Source organism: Eisenibacter elegans DSM 3317 (assembly GCF_000430505.1).
Lineage (GTDB): Bacteria > Bacteroidota > Bacteroidia > Cytophagales > Microscillaceae > Eisenibacter > Eisenibacter elegans.
The window spans coordinates 347,694-374,028 of the sequence record NZ_AUMD01000011.1 but is presented as its reverse complement, the minus strand read 5'-3'; the positions used below and the strand labels follow the sequence as shown (position 1 = coordinate 374,028).

The window sequence follows — 26,335 nt, the reverse complement described above, 5'->3', positions numbered from 1 at the left end:
TGGCGTTTGCTTTTGAATTTCACTTGGTGAATCTATTGCCTGACTCCCAACATCAAGTTAGAAGTTCCCTCCTGATACTGATAGCCAATGCCAAAGGGAAGATTACGTACCCCGTTGGCTTCCTTATCGATATAGATTTTGCGCAAATCAGCCTGATAGCGCTCTCTGAACAAGGGGATAGGTGCCACATAGTTGCCATAGAATATCAGCTTCCAGCGCTCCCTGTTGATTGTGTTGATAGGCATCCCGGAATCGTCTTGGAGCAAATAGCGGCTATTGTCCAGAATCAGGTTGCGGATGCTGCTGAAGCTATCGCGATACATCAGGTACGAAGCCGACTTGAGGTATGTAGCACGGGGGTTGAGGCTACTCAAAAAGCCTTTGAAGTCAGCCCGCTCATCGATCCCAGGACGTGCGCCATAAGCCGTATTTTGGAGGTTGGCAGAGAAGTAGTACACAATGCGGTACTCATCGGGGCGGTCTTGGTGGCAGAAGGCCACCTTCGTAGCGATATATTTGCCCTTGTCTTTGAGTGCTGTGCTGTCGGCAGTGATGGCCTTGCCCTCGTCAGTGAGTACTACCTTTTCGTAATGCAAGATTTTGTGATTGGTACGCACCATAAAGAGCATCAATACAGGCAACGTGCCGTCAATATCCGACACCACACGCCCTGTAAAGTCATTTTCCATAGCCAAAGTTCGGAAAAAGCTATAACTCAAAATAGTCGACAAACTCTGTTGCAAGCCACCAAAATATCCGGCCAAGGATTTTTTGGTAATATTGTCTGGGTTGGGCACAGAGCCGATTGGTTCTAGGCCTACCATCACAATGGTATCCATTTTGGGGAAGAAGGTGATGGCGTGTAGGAAATCAGGCCCGCTGAAGGGGTAAAAAAGCGTTCCGCCTCCGGTGTTGATGTCTTTCAACTCTTCGTCGCGCCATTTTTCGATTTTGGGTAATTTTTGTGTAGTAATACTACTCCAACGCCCATCCATTGTTTGGGCATAATTTTTCCACACACTCTCCTCTTCAAACTTGGCGTAGGGGCTTCCTTCGCGTGAGGGGAGGCCGGCGATAAAGCGGGCGATATCGTCAAACTGGCGGTCTTGTGGTTTAGGAATTTCGACCTTGGCGGCCACCGTATCAGCATCGGCACTGTCTTGTGTATTTTGCCCATTATTAGAAGTAGAGGAAGCGTCTCCACAGGCAGTCAAAAATAACAGCCCAAGGGTGTAAGTGCTCGCGGTTTTCAGCATTCGCTTGGCTAACATATTGTGTTGGTTTTTTGGTGTTGGTATGAGTTCAAAATTAATGATATTTCTGAAAGCTGAGTATAGATATGCGCTTTTTTGGTAAAAACATACGTGCCATACCTGACAACTAGCAGGCTTTAGCCTCATTTGTAAGCTCAACTAGGGCTATGCTACGTGCAATTACGGCAATAAGTTGTAATTTTGTGGCTGATTCATTCTCAAAATTCATCAATGGCCGCGCTGTGTTTATGAATGCCGGCTGGCCGGGTTGTTTCGAGGTTAAAACCCTTGCACATTATGTCCGCTCATACAATAGAACTGCGCCTCGTGCCCGAGGAGGCATTTGCGCCCCAAGCCCTTGAGGCAGCCATTGCTCGTCAGCTAGGGAGGCGTTTGCCTGCTGATTTTTCTTACCGCATACTACGCCGCTCCATCGATGCGCGCAGCCGTCAGATATGGATACAGCTTCAGGTGGGTATATATCCCCCCACAGCGCTCCCACCACTGCTGAGTTATGAGCGCAGCGCCTACCCTGATGTAACACAAGCGCCTCCAGTCATTGTCGTAGGAGCGGGGCCTGCGGGGTTGTTTGCTGCCCTACAATTGGCCGAGCTAGGTTACCGCCCTATCCTGATAGAGCGTGGTAAGGATGTACGCGCCCGTCGTCGTGATTTGGCCGCTATCAATAAAGACCAACACGTCAACCCTGAATCCAACTACTGCTTTGGTGAAGGCGGCGCAGGTACTTATTCCGACGGCAAGCTCTACACCCGCTCCAAAAAACGGGGCGACATCCGACGGGTACTCGAAATCTTCGTAGCACATGGTGCGGTCGAAGACATCCTCGTGGATGCCCACCCACACATCGGCACCAACAAGCTGCCTAAAATCATTCAGGCTATGCGCGAAACCCTGCTCGAAATCGGTGGGGAGGTACTTTTTGATACCCGTGTAGAGAGTCTGATACGTCAAGGCGACGAAATCCGTGGTGTCATCACCGCCGACGGAACCCGCATCGAGGGCCTAGGGGTGATTTTGGCCACCGGACACTCTGCCCGCGATGTATTTGAACTGCTCCACCGACAGCAAATCCTGATAGAAGCCAAACCCTTTGCCCTTGGGGTGCGTGTAGAGCACGCCCAAGCGCTGATAGACCAGATCCAGTACCACCGCAGCGAGCGCCCCGACTACCTCCCAGCGGCGGCCTACAGCCTCGTAGCCCAAACCCAAATAGGTGGGATAGAGCGCGGGGTATTTTCGTTTTGTATGTGCCCGGGGGGATTTATCGTCCCTGCGGCTACTGCTCCGGGCGAGGTTGTTGTCAACGGGATGTCGCCCTCTAGGCGCGACTCCAAGTATGCCAACTCGGGCATCGTTGTCGCCATTCAACCCCAAGATTGGCAGTCTTATACCCACCCCGACGAAGCCGCCCTTGGCGCACTGCGCTTCCAGCAGGCTGTTGAACAGCAAGCCTGCCTTATGGGGGGAAATACCCAACAAGCCCCTGCTCAGCGCCTAGCCGACTTCGTAAAAGGCAAGCCCTCCTCCTCGCTGCTCCCTACCTCATACCAACCCGGCTTAGTCAGCACGGTTATGGACGAAGTACTACCCGGCTTTGTAGCCAAAGCCCTACGCGAGGGCTTTCAGGCCTTTGGCAAAAAAATGAAAGGCTTTGTCTCTAACGAAGCACAGATTGTAGGCGTAGAGAGCCGTACCTCCTCACCCGTGCGCATCCCCCGCGACAACGAAACTTGCGAACACCCCCAAGTCAAACGCCTCTTCCCTTGTGGGGAGGGCGCAGGTTATGCCGGAGGTATTATGTCCGCAGCAATGGATGGTGAGCGCGTAGCCAAAGCCTTTGCGCAACTTTATCCACTAAAATAGGATGATTATGTGCTAACGCTGAGTATACAAAATATTTTTATATTGGAACAATATGCCTATATGTTTTATATGTAATTATATATTTATTAAAATATTTTTACATTAATATTTATATTAAAATGCAATTAGTTTGGGGAATATTTGCGCTGAAAATGCTTGATAATCAACAAAATCAAATTCTGCAAATCCCAAAATCTTGTGAATCTTGGTATAACTTTCATTGTTGTTGTGTACGTTCATTTCGTCCCCTTATTATTGAAGTATATCTAACCACAAAGGAGCGCTTGGGGAGCTTTGTGAATTTGTCGAAAGTCCTTATGTGGTCAAGTAGCTTGTTGAATCAAAGCCAAATTAGAAAATGTCCAGTGGTGTGTTTCCCAAACCAATTTTGATTGGGTGTAATTCCCCTTCCCACAAACACAAAAGCGCAGCAAAGTTATCTCCGCTGCGCTATTACATAATTGGACAAAAGATGTGTTGGGGTATTTATCGGTTTACAAACCCAAAACTTGTAGGCGCAATACCTGATTGAAATTCTCCTTGTAACTGGCCTTCGGCATTGTAGCGTAAAACAGTGCCATTAGAAGAAAAATTAGGGGCAATACCGATATATACTGTACCATCATTGGGATCAGTAGACAAACTATAAATGCTTGGTTGGTTAACAAACACCCTAGATGCTCCTCCATCAATAGAGACACTGTGCACAACCCTTACAGCTGATGGCCAAGCCTCAGAGGTCAAGTAATAGAAGCGGTCTTTGCTTTGGTTGAGCGCAAGAGCACTGCCCAGTGATTGGCCGGTTGGGATTTCTAGCGTGATGGTAGCTTCTACACTACGGTTGGTAGGATTGATGCGCACCAATTGGCTTACTCCACGGTTACACAGTGCCCACACTTTCTCATTTCGGTCTACTACCAAAGCTCTAGGACCACGGGGCACTTCTACCGTGCCTACTATTTCATCGCTGGCAGCGCTGATAATGTTGATTTGAGTTCCTTGGCTCTGAGCTACCCAAAGCTCATTGCCAATAGCTAAGATAGCATCTGCTCCATTAGGTACTTCAATACGCTTGACAATGGCATTGTTGGTCAAGTTAATGACCAATACAAAAGCATTGGGGTTATTAAAATTACTGTCATAAGGCCCCCAGTTGGTTACATACAGCTTAGTGCCTACTACCGCACTTTGACGGGGGATAACCATTTTGTTATTACCTTCTCCAGGGACAGTCCCCACCACACGGAAGTCGGGAAGGTTCACGATTTCGATTTTGTCATTCGCCTGACCAGCAGTCTGTACGGCCAAGAAAGCACGATTTCCGACGATAGTCATAGCATTGAGTGAGCCACCCAATCGTGCGCCATTGGCCGCCTCAAAAAGATCGCCGCTGACAGTATTGTCTTGGGGGTTATATCGCACTACAGAGGCATTATTGTTGCCAAAAGCGCCTTCACTAGCCACATAGACATTGCCGGTAACATTGGGGGTGTTTTCCTCGGGGCGGTTACAGGCTGTGATAGCCGCCACAAAGCTCAAAGCCAATAAGGCATTGCGCATAAAGATAGAACGGTACTTCATATAGACACGGTTATTTAGGGTAAGAACAAAGAATAAAATTTATATCAAGACACAGCTTGTTTGAGACTTCATAGGGGACTGTAAGTACCATATACTTCCCAAACTAACTTTGGGTACATTTAGCGACGCTGCCAGTCGTAGCGTAAGCTGAGCTGGAAGTTGCGCCCGGGCATAGCCCGAAAGGCCATATTTTGGTAGCTAGTGCTGAGCAAGTTATTGAGCCTTAAACTTAGTTGCCAAGCAGATGCGCCTTGGGGTAGGCGTGTACCAAGGGCGAGGTTGAGCAGCCAAAAATCGTTCAAAAACTGGCTGTTATCTGAGGTTGTAAATCGGAATCCGGTATACCCATAGTTAGCCTGAGCAAAGAAAGATTTGTATTGTAATTGGCTCAAAAAGACTGCCCGGTGTTCGGGAGTATAGGGCAGTTGTTTGCCCGCAGAGCGGTCAAAAGCACCCTGCGCACGCTGGTTGATGGCCTGAGTAAGAGCATACTGCAACCCCAGTTGCCAATGCCAGCCAGCACTGTGTTGTCGTTGTAAGTTCAACCCTGCTTCTAGGCCTTGGCTATGAACCTCTTGGATGTTTACAGGAGCCCAAAAAGCTGCCAGAGGAACCCAAGCAATCCAGTCTTGCACCCACATTTTGTAGAGCTGTACATCGGCTTCTAAGCGCCACCCCTCTGATGGCTGGAAAGCATAGACTAGGCCACCCTCTGCACTCCAACCTAGCTCAGAGCGTAGCTCAGGATTGCCTCCGGGTATCCAATAGCGGTCGTTCAGTGTAGGCACACGATAGTTGCGAGAGCCTAAGAGCTTCAACCCAAGGTAGTGGGCATTATATTCCCAAAGACGTGCCTCAAGCCCTAACGAGGGGGCTATTGGTGCTTCAAAGCCCGTTACCCAAGCCTGGCGGACATTCAGACTCATCGCTATTCGGGGGGTGGTTTGCCAGCGCAGTGAGGCGAAAGCATCTTGTCGTTGCTCCGTAACCACATCGCCATAGTTGCGTACCAAGGCTGTGATGTGATTCCAAGTACCACCTAGTTTGAGAATCCAATCTTGCCCCAAAGGCCGCTCATACTCAGCAGAGCCTATCCCACGGTTCACTGCTATGGTAGAGTTGCGGTTATACACCTGCTCATCAGCAACCCAAGCAGCGCGCACCAACAACCGCCCCCAAGCTTGGTCTTCATCCCATTCGAGCATCAGGCGTAAGCTTTGATCTTGCAAAACCTCCCCTGTATTCTGTACCGACATGTCAGGTTGTATCTGTCGGTAATTGTGATGGTACCAGCTACGCATCGATAGTGTGCGTCCTTCGCGTGGGCGATAGCTCAGAGTCTGGCGCATCCCATAATATTCATACGCTGCATTGGTTTGACGCTCACGCGGGCGGCCTTGCTTGGCTGTATTCTCAAAAGGGAAATCGTTCTGAGCCTGATGATAATACACTTGACTGTAGCCCGCCCAACGCTTGCCTCCATATCGGGTATATGCTTGGGCGGAGTATTGCCCAAAGCTCCCTAAGGTTTGCTGTGCACCCAACGATAACTGTTGGCCTACAGGCAAATCCGTGTGTAGGTGTACGCTACCGCCGATAGCATCACTACCATAAAGGGATGAGGCAGAGCCATACTGGAGGCTAATGCGGTCGCTGGCCGCTACAGGGAGGTAACTAAAATCAGAAGAACCTAGTGTAAAGGAGTTGATGTTGATGCCGTTCCAAAGAACAGCGGTATGGCTGGCGCTCGTACCGCGAAAGCTCAAACTAGATAACATCCCCGAACCATACTCACGCAAGTAGAGTGCTGTCCGCTGGTGAAGTAATTCTTGGAGCGTAGTAGCCTGATACAGTGCTGTTTCAGCGCTGTCAAGCGTAAGGCGTTTGCTGCCTGCGGTGTACTTTTCCCAAATAGGGGCTTTGACCGAAATCTCAGGTAAGGAGATAACAGTCGTATCAGACTGCCCCATAGCAGGAGCAGCCCAAGCGCAAAATACAACCACAGCAGCCCATCCGGCCAGAAGCCTTTGGGAGATTGCCATGAGCAAAATATGTCTTCAATGATAAAACCTTAACAGCGGCTTTTGTTCCCGAAAGCACTACTGCCTGACTACGGCTGGGCAGGTCTCCTGGCTTACCGACTTATTACGGCCTTCCCATCTGTATCACAACAGACAGTGGCTAGAGGTTTGTAATAAGCATTACAAAAATCGGCTTACAGTAGCGGGCACTGCTCCGGATTTACACCGGAATTCCCTATTAAAGCACATCCACAGAATAGCAGATGTATTACCAAGCATTACAAAGGTAAAACTTAGTCCCAAATTCACCAAACCTTTATAAAAAAATTAGCTGCCAATAGCTCAAGCCGCTACAACAATCCACCCAGACCTAAAAGCACTACAAACAACAAGGTTGTCAAGGCTGTTTGCTTGAGATAGGGGTCGATGGCGGCGGCTTCGGTATGAGTGGCTACACCTTGCCATTGTTTCCAAAACAAGGGAGCACTCAGCACAAACAACCAAGCCCAAGGACTAAGACCTTGGGCAAAAACATAGGCTACACCTCCACCAAAACCCAACAACAAGAGCGCTGCATGATACCGCACTGCCCATAGCCGTCCCATACGTACTGGTAGCGAGCGTTTGCCGGCCAGGGTGTCTGAAGCGATGTCGCGGATATTGTTGACATTCAGCACTGCGGTGGCAAAGAGTCCGCTACTCAGTGCCGGCAACAGTACTCCCCAATGCCATTGATGGGTATGGAGGTAGTAAGTACCGCCTACAGCCACTAGGCCGAAAAAAATCAGTACTGACAAATCGCCCAGCCCTACATATCCATAAGGTCTGCGCCCGGCAGTGTAGGTAATGGCAGCCAAAATAGCCAGCAGCCCTAAACCCAAGAAGGCCAAAAAATCTTGCCAAGTTTGGAGCGCAACCCAGAGCAACAACAGCCCACTCAACAAAGCCAGAAGTGCAAACAACATCACTGCCCGCCACATAGCCGCCGCTGTAATAGCACCAGTCTGCACGGCTCTTGAGGGGCCTTGCCGCGCTTGGCTGTCTGCGCCGTGGATGCTGTCGCCATAATCGTTGGCAAGGTTAGAGACAATTTGCAAAAAAATAGCCGTCAGGGCTGCCAAGGTCAACACCTCCCAACGGAAGCCTTGGTGGTGAGCAGCTACAAAGCTGCCCATAATAATGCCGGCCAAGGCCAAAGGCAACGTACGCAAACGCAATGCGCTTATCCAAGCTTGGATCATATTTCTCTCAGAAAGGGTAAACAAACTGCAACAACACAGACAACAAATCTCTTGTGTCCTTGGTTTGGCAAAAGTAGGCAAACCCTTTTGTTGAAAAAAACCAGATATGGCTTATGAGCAAAAAACAAAGCCCTTCTCTAAGTAACGAAGCCCAAGACCGCATTATAGAAATGGCTTGGGAAGATCGTACACCCTTTGAGGCCATCAAAGCGCAATTTGGCCTTTCCGAAGCAGAGGTGATTGTATTGATGCGCCGTGAGTTGGCTCCGGCTTCGTGGAGGCGTTGGCGTGCCCGCGTACAGGGTCGCAACACCAAACATCGTCAAAAACAGCTCGAACCCACCAACCGCTTCCGATGTAGTCGTCAACGCAATATCAGCAACAACGCCATCAGCAAACGTACTACAAGGTAAACATCAACCTAACATAGGCTCGCGGCCTGATGTATTTGCCCAAAAAAGCCCCCAACCAAAGCTCAAGTAACATTGTCGATACCCAAGCCAAGTTGGTGTGGGCAATTATATGCACTGAAAATTATACCAAGATTCACAAGGTTTGAGAATTTACAGGATTTGATTTTCTTGATTCTCAGCACACACATTTCCCAAACCAATTTTGGTCGGGTGTAATTCTTGAGCGTCAAGGAAATCATATTCTATAAGCCCTTAAATCAAGTGAATCTTGTTATGATTTTCGGCCTGTTAAATATTACTCTTCAAAAAATTTCTCCAACTCTTTGCGGCGGGTTAGCTTAATGTCTTCGGAGATGAAATATCCGAAAACGACCAAGGAGCTGATAATGCTGAAAACAACAGCGATTGATACTTTAAAATCGCGAACTAGCAACACGACCGCAAGGTATCCCAAGGCAAAGATTAATTGGATGACAGCCCCAACAAGGGCAAAATGACGTACTTTGAACATACGGACTTGAATTTGGGGGTATATGTATGGTTATTTGGCTCTCCAGACGACAAACTGCTGTACTTGCGCAACCGTATCATCCCAATTGCCTTTGAAAGCGAGGGCACGGTCATCTACATATATCTGTGCACGCGGCTTGCCGGTGGTACATATTTCGTGATACGGGATTTGGTGTTTGCGCAGCCACTGTTGCATCTCACGGACAGGGTTGTGCCCTTTTTTGCGGTAGATGCGGTTGGCGCGGGTGCTGAAAATAATGAGATAATACCCTAGCTCTTTGAGGCGCTGCATAGCCTCGCGTGCGCCATCGATGGGGTCGTCATAGATAGAGCCATCTTGCCAGCCCTTGGAATAACGATGCAGCACACCGTCGAAGTCGATGGCTATTTTATTTTTACCTTGCAAATATAGGTCTTTAAATGATTCGGTAGCGCTAATAATCCCCTGAATGACACAAGCTTCGTGGGAAGTGTGGCCTACACTCTGCAAAATTTGGAGATCGGCATTGGGCAGCACTTTGGCCAAATCCCAAGCAGACTGGACGGGGCTGACGACATCGTAGCGGCTGTGGATGATGATGCAGGGCAGGTGCTGGAGCTTATCAGCGACTTGTGTGAGCAGCCAGTCATCGCTTTCAAAAAAACAATTGTTGGCAAAATAATGCGCTTCAATTCGGGCAAGGCTAAGGGCTTTGCCACGGTCTTCGAGGGCCTCAAACTTACCGAGGCGGTACTCGAAGGGCATCGTAGAGGTCTGCCAATGATTCCAGGCGCTGGCGGCTTGGCCTTGCTCCTCTTCGTCGCCTTGGGTAAGGCGAAGATAGTAGGCCTTGATAAGGTCATCTTGCTCTTGCTCAGGAATAAGCTCTACAAACTGCTCCCAAGCTTCGGGGAAAAACTGGTGTGCGCCTCCGGCCTGATAAAACCATCGTTTTTCTGCCTCACGGCCTAGGAAAACACTGCGCAAAATCAAACCCAATACCTTGCAGGGGTAGGTTACAGCATAAGTCAGGGCTAGTGTACAGCCCCAGCCTTCGCCCACCAACACCCATTGGTCGGCGTGGAGGTGTTGGCGTAGCTTTTCGAGGTCTTCTACAAGGTGTTGGGTCGTGTTGTCGTCTAGGCAACCTACGGGTTCGCTGCGCCCGGCTCCGCGTTGGTCGAAGAGGATGATGCGGTAGAAGTTGGGGTCAAACAAGCGCCTCACACGGCTTGAACAACCAGCACCGGGGCCTTCGTGTAGAAAAACTACGGGGTAGCCATCAGAGTTGCCCGATTCCTCAAAGTAGAGGCGGTGCTGCTCCGACACAGGCAAGAACCCCTTTTTGTAGGGCATAATGTCCGGAAACAGTTCGTTGGATAGCATCATATCAAATTCAGTATTTATCGCGTCTTTTGGGACTGTAAGGCTTCGTTCAGTTCTTGATAAAAAGGCATTTGCCGCACCCTTGGGTAGCGTTTGCAGGCTGTGCAGGGGATGTCTTCGCGGGCGGGAGCTTGGTTGAGCAGCATCGCCTTGGCATATTGGTAACGTTCAGACTGTAACAATTGTGCCAAGGGGACTTCAAAAGCATTGCCAAAGTCGTCAAAATGATTGACACAACATCCCAATAATTTACCGTCCCAATTGACTTGGGGGGCTGTCCAGAGTTGGAGGCAAGCCGGGGAGTATACCCTTCGGTGGCGTTGCTCGTAGCTGCGCACATCCGCTACGCCCAGACCACTTTGCTCGGCCACGAAGTCAGGGTTTTGGACAGGAAACTGCTCGGGCTGGTAGTTGAGCTTTACCTTAAAGGCCATTCCCAGCTCAGCCGCCATTTGGCGTGCCAGCGGTAGCTCGTGCTCATTGTGCCCAAAAGCAATGAATTGCCATTTGAGCGCAGGATATGGGCTTTGGTATTGGGCTTTGTAGGCGTTGATAGTACGGATGTTGGCCAGTACTTGTTCCAAATTGCCTCCAACCCTATACTGCGCATAGGTCTGTTGGGAAGCGCCGTCAATGGAAACTTTGATGCCCCGCACGCGATAACGCACAAGGGCCTCGGCCATTTCTTCGCTCAGGTGATTGAGGTTTAGCCCGTTTTTGATGTATACTTTCACCTTTAGTTCGCGTGCCAGTGCCAATATGCGCGGCAAATCGGGATTGAGCACAACCTCGCCATAGTTGGATAGCTCCAAGCGTTTGATGGTCGGGTTGAGCGCCAAAAAGCGCTCAAAGTTTTCGAACGACAAATGTCCCCAACCTACCGGATGTTCTTTCTGGCGGGTAGTGCCCACGCCCGTAATGCACAGCGGGCACTTGAGCTGGCACTTGCTAGAGGCTTCCAGCCGCACGCTGCGCACTTGGTAGCTGCGTATCAGACGCTGGAGCTGCCGGTGCTGTAGCCAATGACGAATAGGGGAAAGTTGGAGACCCATAGGCGCTGCTAAGTTTCGGAGATATGCTGCATAATACGGTTGACCTTGGGGGGCGTGTAGGCGCGCATCTTGGCAATCAGGGCGGCGGGGTCTTGGTCTACCAACACAATCTTCATAAATACTTCCTTCACAAAGTCCTCCTCTTGGGTATAGGTCAGAAAGTCCATCAACTTGTCATAATAGCCGCCCACATTCAGCACGCCGATGGGATGAGGGTGTAGGCCTAGTTGCCCCCAAGTCAAGATTTCGAAAAACTCCTCCAGCGTGCCCACGCCACCCGGTAGCATTACAAAGCCTTCGGAGAGGTTGGCCATCGTCGATTTGCGCTCGTGCATCGACTGTACCGTAATGAGGCGTTGGATTTTGTCGTGTCCGATTTCTTTGTATTTCAAAAATCCCGGTATGACACCCGTTACGTGCCCTCCGGCTTCGAGTACAGCATCAGCCACTGCGCCCATCAGCCCGTTTTTGGAGCCTCCATATACCAAGTCGATTTTTTCTGTGGCCAATACCTGCCCAAAAGCCCGCGCTTGTTCGAGGTACAAAGACTGCCGCCCCGACGACGACCCACAGAAGACACAAATGCTTTTCATAAGCTACAATGATGATTTTGGTGAATGATAACACTACCTTTGTAGTGTCCATTGGCACAATATAAGCACTTTATACCAAGACTCACTTGATTTGAGGATGCATAGAATTTGGCTTACTTAATGCTCAAGGGCTTTCAGTGCAAAGATTTCCCAAACCAATTTTGATTGGGTATAAAAGTGATATGGCTAATGATTGAACAGGCCAAAGATACAGACTTGACCGCAAGCGGCGTAATTTGACCATCATTCAAACGACTAATATATGTAAAATGAAAAAAAATCTACGCTTAGTACCGTACTTATTTTTGCTCCTTTGGGGCGCTCAGGCCTGCGGCAGCGCCACCAATGCCCAACGTCAACAAGAGGCTTCGGACAGCGTCCCAGCACAAAGTCCCGAAACTACCCCACTGTTTGTGGTAACGGGCTATGGCCGAACGGTAAACAATTACCCTCTCGATAGTCTCAAGGCCGATTATTGTGCCGGCAGGGTATATGTCTTGGAAGCGGCCAAGCCTTTGGCCGATGTGTTTTTTGGGTGTGCCAATGCCCAAACAGTACCCACACTCAAGGCATTTGCACAGTTGGCCAAAGAAGCTTGCCTCGTTACAGATCTTCATCACCTTGTGGCGCAATACAAGGCCTTGGCCGTCGATGGGGTCTCGTTTTGGGAGCAAGCCGATAAGTACCCTCTTGTTTACTTAGACGATGAGCGTACCCCCTTCGACTTCCAAAAACACATCACCAAGTTTATGCTTACAGGCGTAACGGCCATCACCCGAAATACTGGATTTGCTGCCGATGCCCACGGCACAGCATTCTTGACCCAAAACCTCCTGCCCTACTTCAAGGGTGCCGAATGGGTACACATCAGCAACGAGGTTAGCTTTGCCGAAGGGTGTTATTACAAAAGCTACGACCCTAACTACTTGTTTTGTACCAAGAAAGAGCATTTTCAGACACTCATCGATCTGGGCACCAATATCGTAGAGCTAACCGGCAACCATAACCTCGATTATGGCAAGGAGCCTTACCGCCAGACTTTTGAGTGGTATCAGGCGCAGAAGATGCAAACCTTTGGCGGTGGCCTCAGCCCCGAACAAGCCAATACGCCCTTGGTCGTTACGCTCAAAGATGGCAAAAAACTTGGCTTTATCGGATTCAACGAAAAGTGCCCCTCTGGGGAATGTGCCGATGTACAGATGGGTGCCAACCGCTATGAGCGAGAGAAAGCCCGACAGGGCATCCGTAAGATGCGCCAAGAGCTGAGGGTCGATTATATCATCGCTACCTGCCAGTTTGGGGAGGTAGACTCCTACCAGCCTACCCCTACACAAGCCCGCATTTCGCGCGATTTGATTGATTTTGGCGCTGATATGGTGTATGGCTCACAAGCACATCAACCACAAGAAGTAGAGTTTTACAAGGGCAAGCCTATTTTTCACGGCTTGGGCAACTTCCTCTTCGACCAAGTACACCGCTTGGGCGTACGGCAGGCCTTTTTCTTACAAAACTACTTCTACCAAGGGCAGCTCATACAGGCCGTGCCGGTATTTACCTTTATGGCGATGAACCGTCAGCCTACCATTGCCAATGCCGAAGAAGAGGCCGGCATTCGTAAGGTCATCTTTACCGACAAGCAGCTCTACAAGTGGGAATAGGGGCTGTGTTACATTAGCCAGCCTAAATACCAAAACCTACTAACAACAAATCATCGGGGCGTGGAGCCTTGCCTGCCCACTGGGCAATGGCCGCTTCTATGGTTTGTTTTTGCTGCCCTGCTGATTGTTGGGCAACTTGGGACAACAACTTTGGAAGCGCCTCCTGTCCAAAAAATGTTGGGTTTTCGGCCTGTGGTAGTTGAGTCAGCCCATCTGTACAGGCATAAAACATCGTTCCGGCGATATCTTTTAGAAATTGTTTTTGGAATCTTTTGGGTGCTTTGGTGCTATTCCCAATGGCCACGGGAGCTGTGGGCAACTGGGTAGCCTGTCCGTTTTGTACTGTCCAGAGTGCGTTGCCGGCAGAGGCTATTTCAATACTCTTTTGGGGGTGATTGATACAAGCCACCACGGCCTGCATCCCCTCATAGGGCTGGGAGTCATTGCGCAAGATGCGCTCCATCTGCTCGTCTAGGCGATAGAGTATGTCTGAGGGGTCAGTAATTTGCTGGTGTGTAACGATATCGCGCAGCAAACCCGTAACGGCCACACTGACCAAAGCGCCGGGGATTCCGCTCCCGCTACAGTCGGCAGCCACGACAATGCTCTTGTGTGCAATTTGTTTGTACCAAAAAAAATCGCTTGAAATCTCATCCTTAGGCACGCTGAGCACAAAAATACGCTGTACCGGGCATTGTGCCAGAGTGTCTTCTGTGGGCAACATCGCCTCTTGTAGGCGTTTGCCATAGCGAATGCTTTCAGATACTTGTTGACTTTGCGCTCGGAGCACCTGTAGGTTTAGGCGCAATTCCATTTGCGTAATCACCTGATTGGCAATAGTTTTGATTGCCTTGCGCTGTTCGTCGCTGAGCGCTCGGGGCTTGTTGTCAATGACACAGAGCGTCCCGAGATTGTAGCCATCGGGTGTAGTCAGAGGCATTCCAGCATAAAACCGGATATCAGGATGCCCCGTAACGAGCGGATTGTCTTTGAAGCGGGGGTCCTTGGTCGCATCGATTACCTCAAACAACGTAGGCTCCATAATTGCATGTGCACAAAAAGCCTGACTACGTGGGGTTTCGGTAGCTTCTAAGCCAACGCGAGCTTTGAACCATTGTTTGTCTTCGGCAATCAAGGAGATCAAGGAGATAGGCACATCACAAATATAAGAAGCCAACTGCACCAGCTCATCAAACTCTGATTCGGCTTCGGTATCCAATACCTGATACCGATACAAGGCTTGCAATCGTTCTACTTCGTTCTGAGGTATAGGAGGCGTTATCATAACAAATCAGGGTTGGTTAGCGACGACAAAAATGGGTGATTATTTGGTTAAGAAGCCTTTTCAGCAGCCAAAACAGCGGCTTTTTTGGCTTGCGCACGTTTATCGAGCGAAAGCAGCAAGGCCGGCAAGAGCAATAGATTGGCCAACATTGCACACAGGAGTGTGGCCGAGGTCAACCCACCCAAGGCTTTGGTGCCTTGAAAGTCAGAAAAGATAAAGATAATAAAGCCAAAAAACAAGATAATAGAGGTGTAAATCATCCCTGCTCCGGTTTCGTGTAGGCTAAGGCTGACAGCGTCTCTCACGGAGAGGTTGTTGAGCAGCAGGCCTTGCCGGTAGCGTGCCAGATAGTGTATTGAGTCGTCTACAGCTATTCCAAAAGCAATACTAAAAATAAGCACTGTACTTGGCTTAAGCGCCACACCCAAGAAGCCCATCATCCCTGCTGTAATGAGCAAGGGCAGCATATTGGTAATGATAGACACGATGATAATGCGTAGCGACTTAAACAAGAAGGCCATCAAGATGGCAATCAATCCGATGGCAATCAAGATACTTGTTTTGAGGTTATTGACCAGATAGCGGTTGCCCTTGATAAAGAGCAAGGTAGTGCCGGTGATGTGTACATCGTACTGCTCTTGGTCAAAAATCTGTGCTACCTGTGGGCGTATAACCCCCTCAATGAGGGAGTCCATCTTGATAGACCCTACATCGGCTACCTTGAGCGAAATACGCATCTGCTGGCCGGTGCTGTCTACAAAATTATTAAGCGCACTGATGTTATCACTGCCTTCCTCGCTCTTCTTGAGATAGTTGAGGATAAACACCCGGTCTTGGTTGGTGGGTAAGCCATAAAACGCAGGGTTGTTGTAAAATGCCTGTCTGCCAGCCTTTACAAAACTCACCAATGAGAGCGGCTGCGACACCAAGTCGATGCTGTTGAGCGAGTCCTGTAGCTGGTCGGCGCGGCGCAAAGTACCAAGGTTCATCACCCCTTTGGTTTTGCGGGTATCGACCACAATTTCGAGCGGCATAGCCCCTTGGAAGTGTTGCTCAAAAAAGGCCAAATCCTGTTTTAGCGTACTGTTCTGAGGAATATCATCTGCCATAAAGGACACTACTTCGAGCTGACTGAAACCTACCAAAGAAACGATGACAGAGAAGGCCACCACGGTGTAAATCAACGGACGGCGCTCAAAAATAAGCTGGTGGAAGCGGTCTAAGATTTTGTTTAGCCCCATTCGGTCGAGATGGCGCAGTTCCTTATCACCAGGAGCAGGCATCCACATCATAAACGTAGGGAGCAATATCACACTGACCACAAACATACTCATCACCCCAATACTTGACACTACACCAAACTCTCGCAAGATACGTGTGTCCATAAAAGAGAAGACAAAAAACCCAATAGCCGTCGTAACATTGGTCATCAGGGCCACTGGCGTGATATGGCGTACGACCTTTTGGATAACTAGCGCTCTTTCGGGGTTTTTCCGATACTCTTGGTGGTATTTGGTAATCCAATAAACACTGTTAGGAATCCCGATTACTACCAAAATAGGCGGCAGCAAGCCCGTAAGAATATTGATTTTATAGCCTAGGAGTACGATTACGCCCATTGTCCATACCACTACCACCCCAATCGTAATCAATGGGACGATAATGGCCTTGGTAGAGCGGAAAAACCACCACAACACAATCACTGTCATCACCACTGACAGCATCAAGAGCATCTTGAGTTCGGAAGCCATTTTGGTGGTCATAAATGAGCGGATTTCGGGCACACCGGCATAGTGTAGCTCAATGCCTGTTTGTTGGGTAAACTCGTCGCCTAGCTTTTTGATGTTGTTGGTCAATACTTGCCTTTGTGGAGAGTCGAGCACCTCTTTGGTAATCGAAACAGCAATCAGTGTAGCGCCTGTTTGCACATTGATGAGCTGATTGTCATAAAAATGCATCTCGCTGACCAAGGCCAAGGCGCTGTCAAGCGCGGCTTGAGTTTGGGGCATAGGCTCGAAAATAGCCTCACTGACAAATTTGCTTTCTGTAGTATCTTTCAGAATCACAATGGCTTGTGGCAATGAAAGCACCTGTTTCACCCCGTGTTGTTGGCGGATACGCTCCACCAAGGTATGCAAGGCTTTGAAATTTTCCAATTCGTACGCCCGCTTGTCGGCTAAGCCTACGGCAAACACATTGGCATCTTCGCCGAAGGTTTTCTTGAAGCGCTCGAAATACTGCATTTCGGGGTCATAAGAAGGGACAATGCTGGCGAAATTGTGGCTCATTTCGGCCTTGATGGCAAAAAAGCCAAAGAAGATGGTCAATATGCCAATAACGCCGGATAGCTTAAAGCGGTGTAGGATGATAAAGGAGGTGATGCGATTCCACATAATTCAATAACGGAGGGGGAGAGGCAAAGAGGTAAAAAATAAAAAGACAAGCCCTTGGGAAACTACAACAAGGGCCTGGCTAGCATTTGGCGCGTCAATCGAATAGCTCGTCGTCGCGCTCAATCATCAAAATAGCATTTTGAGAAACCATATAATACTGCTCGTTTTCGTACTGCAACTCTATGGCACCTTTGAGCAAGAAGATAGCCAAATCTCCTTCTTTGACTTGCAAAGGGATGTATTTGATAGCTTCTTCTTGGCCTTTCCAAAGCTCATCATCGTCTGTTGGTAGCGGGATAGGATACCCCGGTCCCACTTTGACCACATAGCCCTGTTGGATTTTTTCTTTTTCTTGTACACTGGGGGGAAGGTACAAGCCACTGCTAGTCATTTCGCTAGGGGCTTTGGGCTTAATCAGGACGCGATCGCCGATGACTACTATCTTCTTCAACTTACTTTCTTGTGTAACAAACATACTTTTTGTCTGCCTTTTGGTCGTTTCAATCGAATAGTAAACGCAGCTTTTTGGGGAATTGTTCGCCAAAGTGCGACCGCAAAGATACGATAATCTGACAAGATGCGGACAGATAGTGGCTTTTTTTGCCTTGACCCTTAGTACTCCAAAGGTTCCTATTTATTCCTCAAAAAGTCGTAACTTGCCCCCAAAATCATCCATTGTACTCGGGGCTGTGGCCGCAGTATTTTTCCAGCCCCCAATCCCCTTTGCGTTTATGACAGACCACTCAAACGAGCAGTTCAAGTTTGGCACCAAGGCTATCCACGCCGGCGTTACGCCTGACCCTACCACCGGAGCCATTATGACTCCCATTTTCCAGACTTCTACCTATGTGCAGCAAGGTATCGGCAAGCACAAAGGCTACGAATACTCCCGCACCCACAATCCTACCCGCACGCCGCTTGAGCAAAACCTAGCCGCCCTCGAAAACGGCAAATATGGCCTATGCTTTGCCTCTGGGATGGCAGCTACCGATGCTGTGCTCAAGTTGCTCAAAGCCGGAGATGAAATCATCGCCTGTAATGACCTCTACGGCGGCACTTACCGCATTATGACCAAGGTCTTCGAGCAGTTTGGTGTCAAGGCTCATTTTGTAGATATGAGCAACCCCGCCAATATCGAGGCACACATCAACGCTAACACACGCCTTGTGTGGCTCGAAACCCCTACCAACCCCTTGCTGACCATTATCGATATCGAAGCCGTAGCCAAGGTTACCCGCCAACACGGGCTGCTGCTTTGTGTAGACAATACCTTTGCCACGCCTTATCTCCAAAACCCACTCGATTGGGGCGCAGACATCGTGATGCACTCGGCTACCAAGTACCTCGGCGGGCACTCTGATGTGGTGATGGGTGCCCTCATCACCAACAGCGATGAGCTACACCAGCGTTTGGCCTTCATCCAGAACTCTTGTGGCGCTGTACCCAGCCCCCACGATTGCTTCCTGATGTTGCGCGGTATCAAAACCCTACATATACGGATGGATCGCCACGGCGAAAACGGTAAAGCCATCGCCGAATGGCTACTACAACACCCCAAGGTAGACAAAGTCTATTGGATCGGATTGCCCACCCACCCCAAACACGAAGTAGCCCGCAAGCAAATGCGTGGTTTTGGCGGGATGGTTTCATTTACCCTCAAAAGCGACAGCATCGAAGAGGCCGCTCAAGTTGTCGAAAGGCTTCAAATATTTGCTTTTGCCGAATCGTTGGGGGGCGTGGAATCTATCTGTACACACCCTGCCTCTATGACACACGGCTCTATCCCAAGAGAACACCGCGAAAAAACAGGACTGCGCGATTCGCTCATCCGCCTCAGTGTGGGAATCGAAGATGCACAAGACCTCATCAATGACCTAGCCCAAGCGCTGAACTAAATACCCCCTCAGTGGCACGAAGTCTAGGCTTCGTGCTGCTACATTGAAGGGTTTACTCGATTTGATTTTCTTGATTATCAAGGATTTTCAGCGGACACATTTCCCAAACCATTTTTAATGGGGTGTAAAAGATTTTTAGCACATCCATTTACTTTATTCAGCCAATTTCCATTGAGTACAATTAGGGGGGTATTAAAAAAACCTGCCCTATTAATAGACCCCGTAGGGGCTGATGTTGATAGCCAAATAATGTACAAGACATACCTTTGGGATGTGGAATACATACATCACTACTTTACCCTCTTTGGAAGTGGATACGTTATTTATTCAATAGTTCCCTATATGACACACCTCCCCGAACCCATCGACATTGTATTGGCCATCCCTGGTCAATGGCCTGATTTTGATACCCTACAGGTAGCCTTAGCCGAAGCCAAAAATGATTTTATCCTGACAGATGCCGAAATGCTGCATATGGTCAACGACCAAGCGTACGCCATCAGTTGGGAGACACACGAGCCCGCATTGGCCGCTACCTTCGAAACAACGGGGAAGGGGCTTATCAGGCCTGATATTATGGCACGCATAGAGGCGCATACCTTCACACTCTACCTAGCTCGGGCTTGTGATGATGCCGAAGAGCTACAACAAATGATGGAGGCCGCCGCCGCCATCCTCGAACAAGGAGGGCTGGCCGTAAAGCTAGAAACTGCCGGGCTGGCACATCCGCCCGCCACTTGGTTCAAACTTACCCGCCGCAAAGGAACAGACAAGCTGGTGGAGGCCTTTGTACAGTTGGTACGCGCCTCTCAACCCAATACTTTTTATTCCTGTGGAATGCATCAACTTTCTCTCCCTGACCTCTGCGTAGAAGCACCTCTGGAAGCCGAGCAAGCCGTGATGGTGATGCAGCGGGTACTCATAGCTGTTCAAGAACAAAGCCCTCAAAAACTACAACTGAATTTTGATATACCCTGCCCTTCCGGACAAAAATGGGCAGCTACGTTGGCGAAAGATGCTTTTTTTGAAGCAGATGACTTATTCCACAATCCTTGGGGGCGATATCTTTTGCAGACTGTCGCCAAATAAGTCCAATGTCATTTATAAGCTTGGCTTTGGGTTTATGAAACTACGAGACTGATGCTCCAACCATAAGGCTCGCGGTATTTTTATGCCAAGATTTACAACATTTAAAGGATTCATAGGATTTGATTTTCAGCGGATACATTTCCCAAACCATTTTTGATTGGGTATAATATAACCAAAAAGCAGTGTATTGGTGTTAATAAAGCACATTTTAAACAAGCGCCAAAGACAAATTTGTGCTTTCGGCTTTTTTGACTTAACTTCGTATCCGTTTTGAAGCGTTAAATGTCCCCACTTTTGTTAATTAATGCTGCGAAAGTGGGGTTTGTTTTGAAAACAGCGTAACCAATCTCCCAACAGCTTGTTTACATTTTCAGTACAATGGCTAAAAAAGCTGATTTTGTGCTGATATCAAGCAAAAACACTGGAAATTTCAGCCTAAAGTCGAAATCATCAGGGCTATAACCGGCGTGTTCAACGGTGTTGCGTCCAAAAAATATTTTCTTGACATAGAGAAAGAGCAGGTTAGCCAAGCGCTAACACACCCAATGGTAACATATTCATATTTACACCTTACAACAACAAAACACTGCTTCTTATGTACGATACCCTCAAACCCGTACTTGAAAAAGAATTGGCCGAAATCCGCGAGGCCGGCCTTTACAAATCAGAGCGTATCATTACTTCAGACCAAAAAGCAAGTATTGATACCCAAAATGCCGGTGCAGTGCTCAACTTCTGCGCCAATAACTACCTTGGCCTAGCCAACCATCCGCGTGTAATTGCCGCCGCTAAGCAGGCGCTTGACAGTCACGGCTTTGGTTTGGCTTCAGTACGCTTTATCTGCGGAACACAAGATATCCACAAGGAACTGGAGCAACGTATCGCCGAATTTATGGGTACGGAAGATACCATTCTTTATGCAGCTGCTTTTGATGCCAACGGAGGTGTATTTGAGCCCTTGTTTGGCCCTGAAGATGCCATTATTTCGGATGAGCTGAACCACGCCTCTATCATCGATGGTGTCCGCCTATGTAAGGCCCAACGCCTACGTTACAAACACAACGACATGGCCGACCTCGAAGCCCAGCTTCAGGCTGCCGCCGGTGCGCGTCATCGCATCATCGTTACGGATGGGGTATTTTCGATGGATGGTACCATCGCCCAACTCGATAAGATTTGTGATCTTGCTGACCGCTACCAAGCCCTCGTGATGATTGACGAATGCCACTCTTCGGGCTTTATGGGCAAAACCGGACGCGGCACGCACGAGTTTCGCAATGTAATGGGGCGTATCGATATCATCACCGGAACCCTGGGCAAGGCGCTCGGTGGCGCTTCTGGAGGCTTTACCACTGGTCGTAAGGAGATTATCGAGATGTTGCGCCAGCGTTCACGGCCTTACCTCTTCTCCAATACCCTAGCGCCCAGCATTGTAGGCGCTTCGCTAGAAGTGCTCAAGATGCTTTCTGAAACGACGGCCCTGCGCGATAAATTGGAAGAAAATACCCGCTACTTCCGCGAAAAAATGACGGCAGCAGGCTTCGATATCAAGCCTGGCGAGCACCCTATCGTGCCCATTATGCTCTACGATGCGCCGCTGTCGCAGCAGTTTGCCGAAAAACTGCTGGCCAAGGGTATTTATGTTATTGGGTTCTACTACCCAGTAGTACCCAAGGGGCAGGCGCGCATCCGTGTGCAATTATCTGCCATACATGAGCGCGAACACCTCGACCAAGCCATCCAAGCCTTTACGGAAGTAGGCAAGGAGCTGGGCGTGTTGAAATAAGCCAACCCTTGGGGTCGGGTGGTGAACCACAAGACGACTCCACGAAGTACTCCGCAATTCATCCAACTGTAAAAGCCTATAAAGTCGCCAAGACCTTATAGGCTTTATTCACAAAAACCTTAGCGTCGGTAAACCTCCTTGCCGGCTACAAAAGTAGCCTGAATGGGGATATTGCGCAGCTCAGTTTCGGGAGCATTCATCAGGTCTTTGGCCAAGATGACAAAATCGGCATACTTCCCAGCTTCGATACTACCCTTGATTTTTTCTTCAAAATTGGCGTGCGCCGCCCAGATAGTCATTCCCCGAAGAGCATCTTCACGGCTGAGTGCCTCTTGTTTCTGAAAACCGCCTTGCGGGAAGCCCTTGGCATCTTGTCTTACCACAGCGGCGTGAAAGCCATAGAGTGGGCTGATGTCTTCGACAGGAAAATCACTGCCTAGGGCTACCATTCCATTTTGTTGGAGCAGGGTATGGTAGGCATACGCATACGGAATGCGGTCTTTGCCAAGGCGCTCTTCGGCCCAGTACATATCAGAAGTACAATGTGTGGGCTGTACGGAAGGGATGACGCTGTATTTGGCAAACTTCACAAAGTCGTTGGGGTCCAATACTTGGGCGTGTTCGATGCGCCATCGGCGGTCATTTTGCTCTTGGAGATACTTGCCATAAATATCGAGCAAGAGGCGGTTGGCAGAGTCGCCGATACAGTGGGTATTGACTTGGAAGCCCTTGGAGCCAATCAAGCCCACGAGGCTGTCGAGCTGTGCCGGAGAGGCGAGGAGGAAGCCCATCTCATCGGGCTTGTCGCGATAAGGGGCGAGCAAACAAGCGCCCCGCGAGCCCAGAGCTCCGTCTGCATAAATTTTAAAAGAGCGGACATTGAGGCGCTCGGTGCTGTAAATACCTTTGTCGAGGTATCGGCTCAAATTGCCCCGTGAGGCGCTGAGCATCGCATACACCCGGATTTGCAACACCCCTTTTTGCTGCATCTGATCGATGAGGTCGATGGTACGGTAGTCCAGTCCAGCATCGGAGAGGGTCGTCAGGCCTACAGCAAAGCAATTTTGTTCGGCTTGTTGTAGGGCGCGACGGACGATGGCCTCGTCGGGCGCGGGCACAAGCGCTCCTACTTGCTTGAAGGCGTTGTCGATGAGTACGCCGGTAGGCTGGCCGTTTTTGAGCAATATTGCCCCCCCATCGATACGTGTACTGGCAGTGATGCCGGCTAAATCGAGGGCTTTTTGATTGACAAGGGCGGCATGTCCGTCTACCCGTACCAAGTACACAGGCTTGTTGGGAAATAGGGTGTCGAGTGCATCCTTGGTCGGAAACTCCTTGTCCAGCCAGTTATTTTGATCCCAGCCGCGCCCCAATAGCCAAGGCTGCTCAGGGTGGGCTGCTGCAAAGGCTTTGAGCGTATCTAGCATCGCCTCATAAGAAGCAATGCCAACCAAGTTGGCTTCTTGAAGCGCCATACCATAGCCATAAAAATGGCAGTGCGCATCAAAAAAGCCTGGGTATACGGGTTGCCCTTGGGCATCGATGGTGTTGGCGGCCTGATAAGCACTCAAGATTTCTTGGCTGCTGCCTACGGCCACAAACTGCCCGTCTTTGACAGCAAAGGCCTCCACAACGGCAAAACTACTATCTACCGTATAGACTTTGGCATTGTGCACAATAAGGTCTACCTGCTGGTGAGCACCGCCGCAGGCGCTCAGCCCTATGGCTAATAAGACTGTATACACACTAAACCGTAAAAGCGAAGATAAAGTACAGGATTGTATCATTGGGGTACAGTAGGGTTTGTTTGAGCAGTGAATAGGTCGCTAAGGCACGAAAAATTAAGCGCTATTGAGGTTTGTATGACTGTGGCTCAAGTGTGAAACCTAGTACTAAAATATCATCTACTTGAGGACACTCTAATGGTGCTTGCCATTCGGTTAGCGTCTCTACCAATATCTCTTTTTGGATTTCCGGATTTTTAAATGCTATTTTTTTCAACAATTTTTTGAAATTATTACGCATAAATTTTCTATCTTCTTTTCCACCAAATTGGTCTTGGTAACCATCAGAGGCTAGATAAAACTGCGTATTCTGTTGGAGTTTTATCTGATACTCTTCATAAATCGGTGTTTGGCCGCTCAACCCACCTACCCCAAATTTTGAACCTTTGACTTCATACAGTGTATTGTCTTGTATGTATAACAATGGCGTTTTTGCACCTGCAAAGTCGAGCACCTGTGCGCCCTCTGCCCACACACAAATACCCAAATCCATCCCATCACGATTGCCAGAGGCTTTTTGCTTGAGTAGTACCGTGATGTTTTCGTGGAGCGTGTCTAAGATTTGCGCTGGAGAAGTTATTTGTTTTTCAAGTATAATGCTTCGGAGCAGGTTAACCCCAATCATTGACATCATTGCTCCAGGGACACCGTGGCCAGTACAATCAGCCACGGCCAGAAAGTGGTGGGTTTCTGTTTTGAGAAAAAAATAAAAATCCCCACTGACGACATCTCGTGGTTGGTATAACACAAAATGCGTCGTTAGGAACTGCCCCAATACCTCATCAGTTGGTAAGATAGCTTCCTGAATGCGTTTAGCATAACTGATACTGTCCGAAATAGCAATATTGTTTGATTGTAATTCCGCTTTCTGTTGTTCGAGTGCTTCGAGTGTTACGGCTAGCTCTTCATTGATTTGCGATAACTCTTCGTTGCTTTCACGTAATGCTAGCGTACGCTCCCGTACTTTTTGCTCTAGTTCTTGCTTTGCCTGTTGCTCCACTTCTAATGCTTTCTTGGTAGCAGCATCTTTTTCTCTTCGGATTAATCGGTACTTATCAGCCAATGCGATGGAGATTAATACCACTTCAAGAGCAGATCCTATTTCAGCTCCGTGATTTGTCCAAAAGTTGATAGGCAAAGACCCACTATTACGTAAGGTAATCATTAAGCCTCCTACAGTGTAAGTAGCCCAAGCTACTACAAACAACCTTGCTCCTTTGTTACCCACCCTCCAACAATAGATACCGCCTATTAGCAGCAAAAAGGTTTGAGCACTGATGATTTTGTTGATTAGCCCACTCCAGCCCATCATATTCAACCCAAAAGCAACCATCGCAATGATGATAGTTGTCAAAAATAATCTATGTAGAAGCATACTATAACGCTTCGTCTCTAAAAAATAAATCGCAAATAATGAGGTAGTAACAACTGTACCTGCCATTGATCCACGAATCAGCCAAGTATTCAGAGCAGGAATATTTGGATGAATATACTTAAACAAAAATCCGCTGATACTCGAAAACACCAAAATAGTTGCGATGATTGTCAGGGTATAAAATAAGTAACTATTATCCCGAAGTACAAAAAAAATAAATAGGTTGTACACAATCATCACTAAGAGTACACCAAAATAAACTCCATAACCCACATGTCGAGTCAGGTTATTATGGTACACTTGATGCTCTTTAGCGATATAAATAGGTAATAATGATGAAGAGCTATTAGCAATACGCAGGTAATAGGTTTGCTCTTCGCCTGAAGCAAGGTCTAGGTAGTGAGCAAATGCATTATGTTCCACCACGCCTCTTGTTTTGTATGGAAAAGATGCTCCGGTGTGTTTTACCTCCCATTTTCCATTTTTATTAACATAGTATGAAATACTATCAGGAAATGCATTGTCTAATACCATCAACCAACGCTCATAGCTACTGCTATTTCGGATATGTACTCTAAGCCAAATAGGGGTTTTGGTATAGCCTAAATTCAAGTGTAGGGCAGGGTTGGGAGTCCATTTATCCCAACCATCAGCGGTAATTGTTTCTATTTGTAAGTACTCACCTGGCTGCTCGACATAATACTGCAACTTACCGCCTAAGCCTGTTATCTCTTGTTTGCTATCTTGTAAAATCACTGCGTCTTGGGCTTTTAGTGAACATACTCCTACTCCCATCAGTAGTAGAAATAATACAGTCCTTTTTATTTGTTTAATCGACATAGGGTAGTGATTATCATCTATTGGGCAAGTATTTATGGTATTGTAAGCTGTAAACTTAGCAAAATTCAAGCTAAAAATCCGCTCTTTAGTAGCGCTGCCGCATCAAAGTACTCCACCACAATCAAAATCCTTGTTTTTGTATTGTTTTGAAAGTTTAAGCATCAGTTAAAACGGTAAAATGGCCCAAATAGGTCTTGTTATTACTTCAGCAAAGGTAATCCTTCCATATTTTTGGCAGATTGACATATAGGCACCAAGATGTTTCAGGCAAAAGATTTGTGCTAAACAGTACTTTATACCCAATCAAAACTGGTTT

General features: G+C 48.4%; 19 protein-coding genes and 1 riboswitch. Of the genes, 6 read left to right on the top strand and 13 right to left on the bottom strand.

Translation table 11 applies throughout. The features are described 5' to 3' along the window. Positions 1–32 precede the first annotated feature (32 nt). A complete protein-coding gene (locus G499_RS0102270) occupies positions 33–1,256 on the bottom strand; it encodes a hypothetical protein (protein ID WP_154658283.1) in 1,224 nt (407 codons plus the stop codon). Positions 1,257–1,550: 294 nt separating this feature from the next. Here G499_RS0102270 and G499_RS0102265 point away from each other — a divergent pair, with 294 nt between their 5' ends. Then, on the top strand, positions 1,551–3,137 hold the full coding sequence (locus G499_RS0102265) for an NAD(P)/FAD-dependent oxidoreductase (protein ID WP_035726265.1): 1,587 nt from the start codon (positions 1,551–1,553) through the stop codon (positions 3,135–3,137). Between the two features lie 486 nt (positions 3,138–3,623). Here the strand turns inward: G499_RS0102265 and G499_RS0102255 are convergent, their stop codons facing one another. The 3 genes from G499_RS0102255 to G499_RS0102245 all read right to left on the bottom strand — a co-directional run bounded on the left by G499_RS0102255 (position 3,624) and on the right by G499_RS0102245 (position 7,980). Next, entirely contained in the window at positions 3,624–4,718 is a 1,095-nt protein-coding gene (locus tag G499_RS0102255; RefSeq protein ID WP_026998594.1) for a DUF5074 domain-containing protein, read from the bottom strand. A gap of 119 nt (positions 4,719–4,837) precedes the next feature. After that, positions 4,838–6,760 carry a TonB-dependent receptor plug domain-containing protein gene (locus G499_RS0102250; protein WP_154658282.1) on the bottom strand — a complete coding sequence of 641 codons (1,923 nt, stop codon included), beginning with the start codon at positions 6,758–6,760 and terminating at the stop codon, positions 4,838–4,840. 60 nt (positions 6,761–6,820) lie between these two features. After that, positions 6,821–7,030: riboswitch (cobalamin riboswitch) on the bottom strand. A 59-nt stretch (positions 7,031–7,089) separates the two neighbouring features. After that, positions 7,090–7,980, bottom strand: coding sequence for a 1,4-dihydroxy-2-naphthoate polyprenyltransferase (locus G499_RS0102245; protein WP_026998592.1), 891 nt, complete (start codon positions 7,978–7,980; stop codon positions 7,090–7,092). A 113-nt stretch (positions 7,981–8,093) separates the two neighbouring features. On the opposite strand from G499_RS0102245, the gene G499_RS0102240 reads away from it, so the two are divergent. Continuing rightward, positions 8,094–8,393 carry a TIGR03643 family protein gene (locus G499_RS0102240; protein ID WP_026998591.1) on the top strand — a complete coding sequence of 100 codons (300 nt, stop codon included), beginning with the start codon at positions 8,094–8,096 and terminating at the stop codon, positions 8,391–8,393. A 295-nt stretch (positions 8,394–8,688) separates the two neighbouring features. Here the strand turns inward: G499_RS0102240 and G499_RS0102230 are convergent, their stop codons facing one another. From G499_RS0102230 to G499_RS0102215, 4 genes are read right to left on the bottom strand one after another with little or no spacing between them, the layout of a single operon-like run. Continuing rightward, complete coding sequence (locus tag G499_RS0102230) at positions 8,689–8,904, bottom strand: hypothetical protein (protein ID WP_026998590.1); 216 nt, start codon at positions 8,902–8,904, stop codon at positions 8,689–8,691. Between the two features lie 30 nt (positions 8,905–8,934). After that, positions 8,935–10,272 carry a prolyl aminopeptidase gene (pip, locus tag G499_RS18425; RefSeq protein WP_081413605.1) on the bottom strand — a complete coding sequence of 446 codons (1,338 nt, stop codon included), beginning with the start codon at positions 10,270–10,272 and terminating at the stop codon, positions 8,935–8,937. A 14-nt stretch (positions 10,273–10,286) separates the two neighbouring features. Continuing rightward, positions 10,287–11,321 carry a radical SAM/SPASM domain-containing protein gene (locus tag G499_RS18420; RefSeq protein ID WP_051295842.1) on the bottom strand — a complete coding sequence of 345 codons (1,035 nt, stop codon included), beginning with the start codon at positions 11,319–11,321 and terminating at the stop codon, positions 10,287–10,289. 8 nt (positions 11,322–11,329) lie between these two features. Beyond that, on the bottom strand, positions 11,330–11,914 hold the full coding sequence (locus G499_RS0102215) for an LOG family protein (protein WP_026998589.1): 585 nt from the start codon (positions 11,912–11,914) through the stop codon (positions 11,330–11,332). 269 nt (positions 11,915–12,183) lie between these two features. Here G499_RS0102215 and G499_RS0102210 point away from each other — a divergent pair, with 269 nt between their 5' ends. Continuing rightward, positions 12,184–13,572 carry a CapA family protein gene (locus tag G499_RS0102210; RefSeq protein WP_026998588.1) on the top strand — a complete coding sequence of 463 codons (1,389 nt, stop codon included), beginning with the start codon at positions 12,184–12,186 and terminating at the stop codon, positions 13,570–13,572. A 22-nt stretch (positions 13,573–13,594) separates the two neighbouring features. Here G499_RS0102210 and G499_RS21975 read toward each other — a convergent pair whose 3' ends face one another. The 3 genes from G499_RS21975 to G499_RS0102195 all read right to left on the bottom strand — a co-directional run bounded on the left by G499_RS21975 (position 13,595) and on the right by G499_RS0102195 (position 17,725). Beyond that, the gene (locus G499_RS21975) at positions 13,595–14,857 is read right to left on the bottom strand and encodes a PP2C family protein-serine/threonine phosphatase (protein ID WP_051295841.1); all 1,263 of its coding nucleotides are present in this window, start codon (positions 14,855–14,857) and stop codon (positions 13,595–13,597) included. Between the two features lie 47 nt (positions 14,858–14,904). Beyond that, positions 14,905–17,250, bottom strand: a complete 2,346-nt coding sequence (locus G499_RS18410; protein WP_051295840.1) for an efflux RND transporter permease subunit — start codon at positions 17,248–17,250, stop codon at positions 14,905–14,907. A 94-nt stretch (positions 17,251–17,344) separates the two neighbouring features. Next, a complete protein-coding gene (locus G499_RS0102195; protein ID WP_026998587.1) occupies positions 17,345–17,725 on the bottom strand; it encodes a co-chaperone GroES in 381 nt (126 codons plus the stop codon). A 256-nt stretch (positions 17,726–17,981) separates the two neighbouring features. On the opposite strand from G499_RS0102195, the gene G499_RS0102190 reads away from it, so the two are divergent. The 3 genes from G499_RS0102190 (at position 17,982) to kbl (ending at position 22,020) form a co-directional block, all read left to right on the top strand. After that, positions 17,982–19,145: a cystathionine gamma-synthase gene (locus G499_RS0102190; RefSeq protein ID WP_026998586.1), complete on the top strand. Its 1,164-nt coding sequence runs from the start codon at positions 17,982–17,984 to the stop codon at positions 19,143–19,145. Positions 19,146–19,487: 342 nt separating this feature from the next. Then, complete coding sequence (locus G499_RS0102185) at positions 19,488–20,234, top strand: hypothetical protein (RefSeq protein WP_154658281.1); 747 nt, start codon at positions 19,488–19,490, stop codon at positions 20,232–20,234. A 595-nt stretch (positions 20,235–20,829) separates the two neighbouring features. Further along, positions 20,830–22,020, top strand: coding sequence for a glycine C-acetyltransferase (gene kbl / locus G499_RS0102180; RefSeq protein WP_026998584.1), 1,191 nt, complete (start codon positions 20,830–20,832; stop codon positions 22,018–22,020). 119 nt (positions 22,021–22,139) lie between these two features. Here the strand turns inward: kbl and G499_RS0102175 are convergent, their stop codons facing one another. Both G499_RS0102175 and G499_RS0102170 read right to left on the bottom strand, forming a co-directional pair. Beyond that, positions 22,140–23,807 (bottom strand): amidohydrolase, encoded by a 1,668-nt coding sequence (locus G499_RS0102175; protein WP_035726263.1) that lies wholly within the window; start codon positions 23,805–23,807, stop codon positions 22,140–22,142. A gap of 61 nt (positions 23,808–23,868) precedes the next feature. After that, complete coding sequence (locus G499_RS0102170) at positions 23,869–26,019, bottom strand: 7TM diverse intracellular signaling domain-containing protein (protein WP_081413604.1); 2,151 nt, start codon at positions 26,017–26,019, stop codon at positions 23,869–23,871. Between the last annotated feature and the right edge of the window lie 316 nt (positions 26,020–26,335).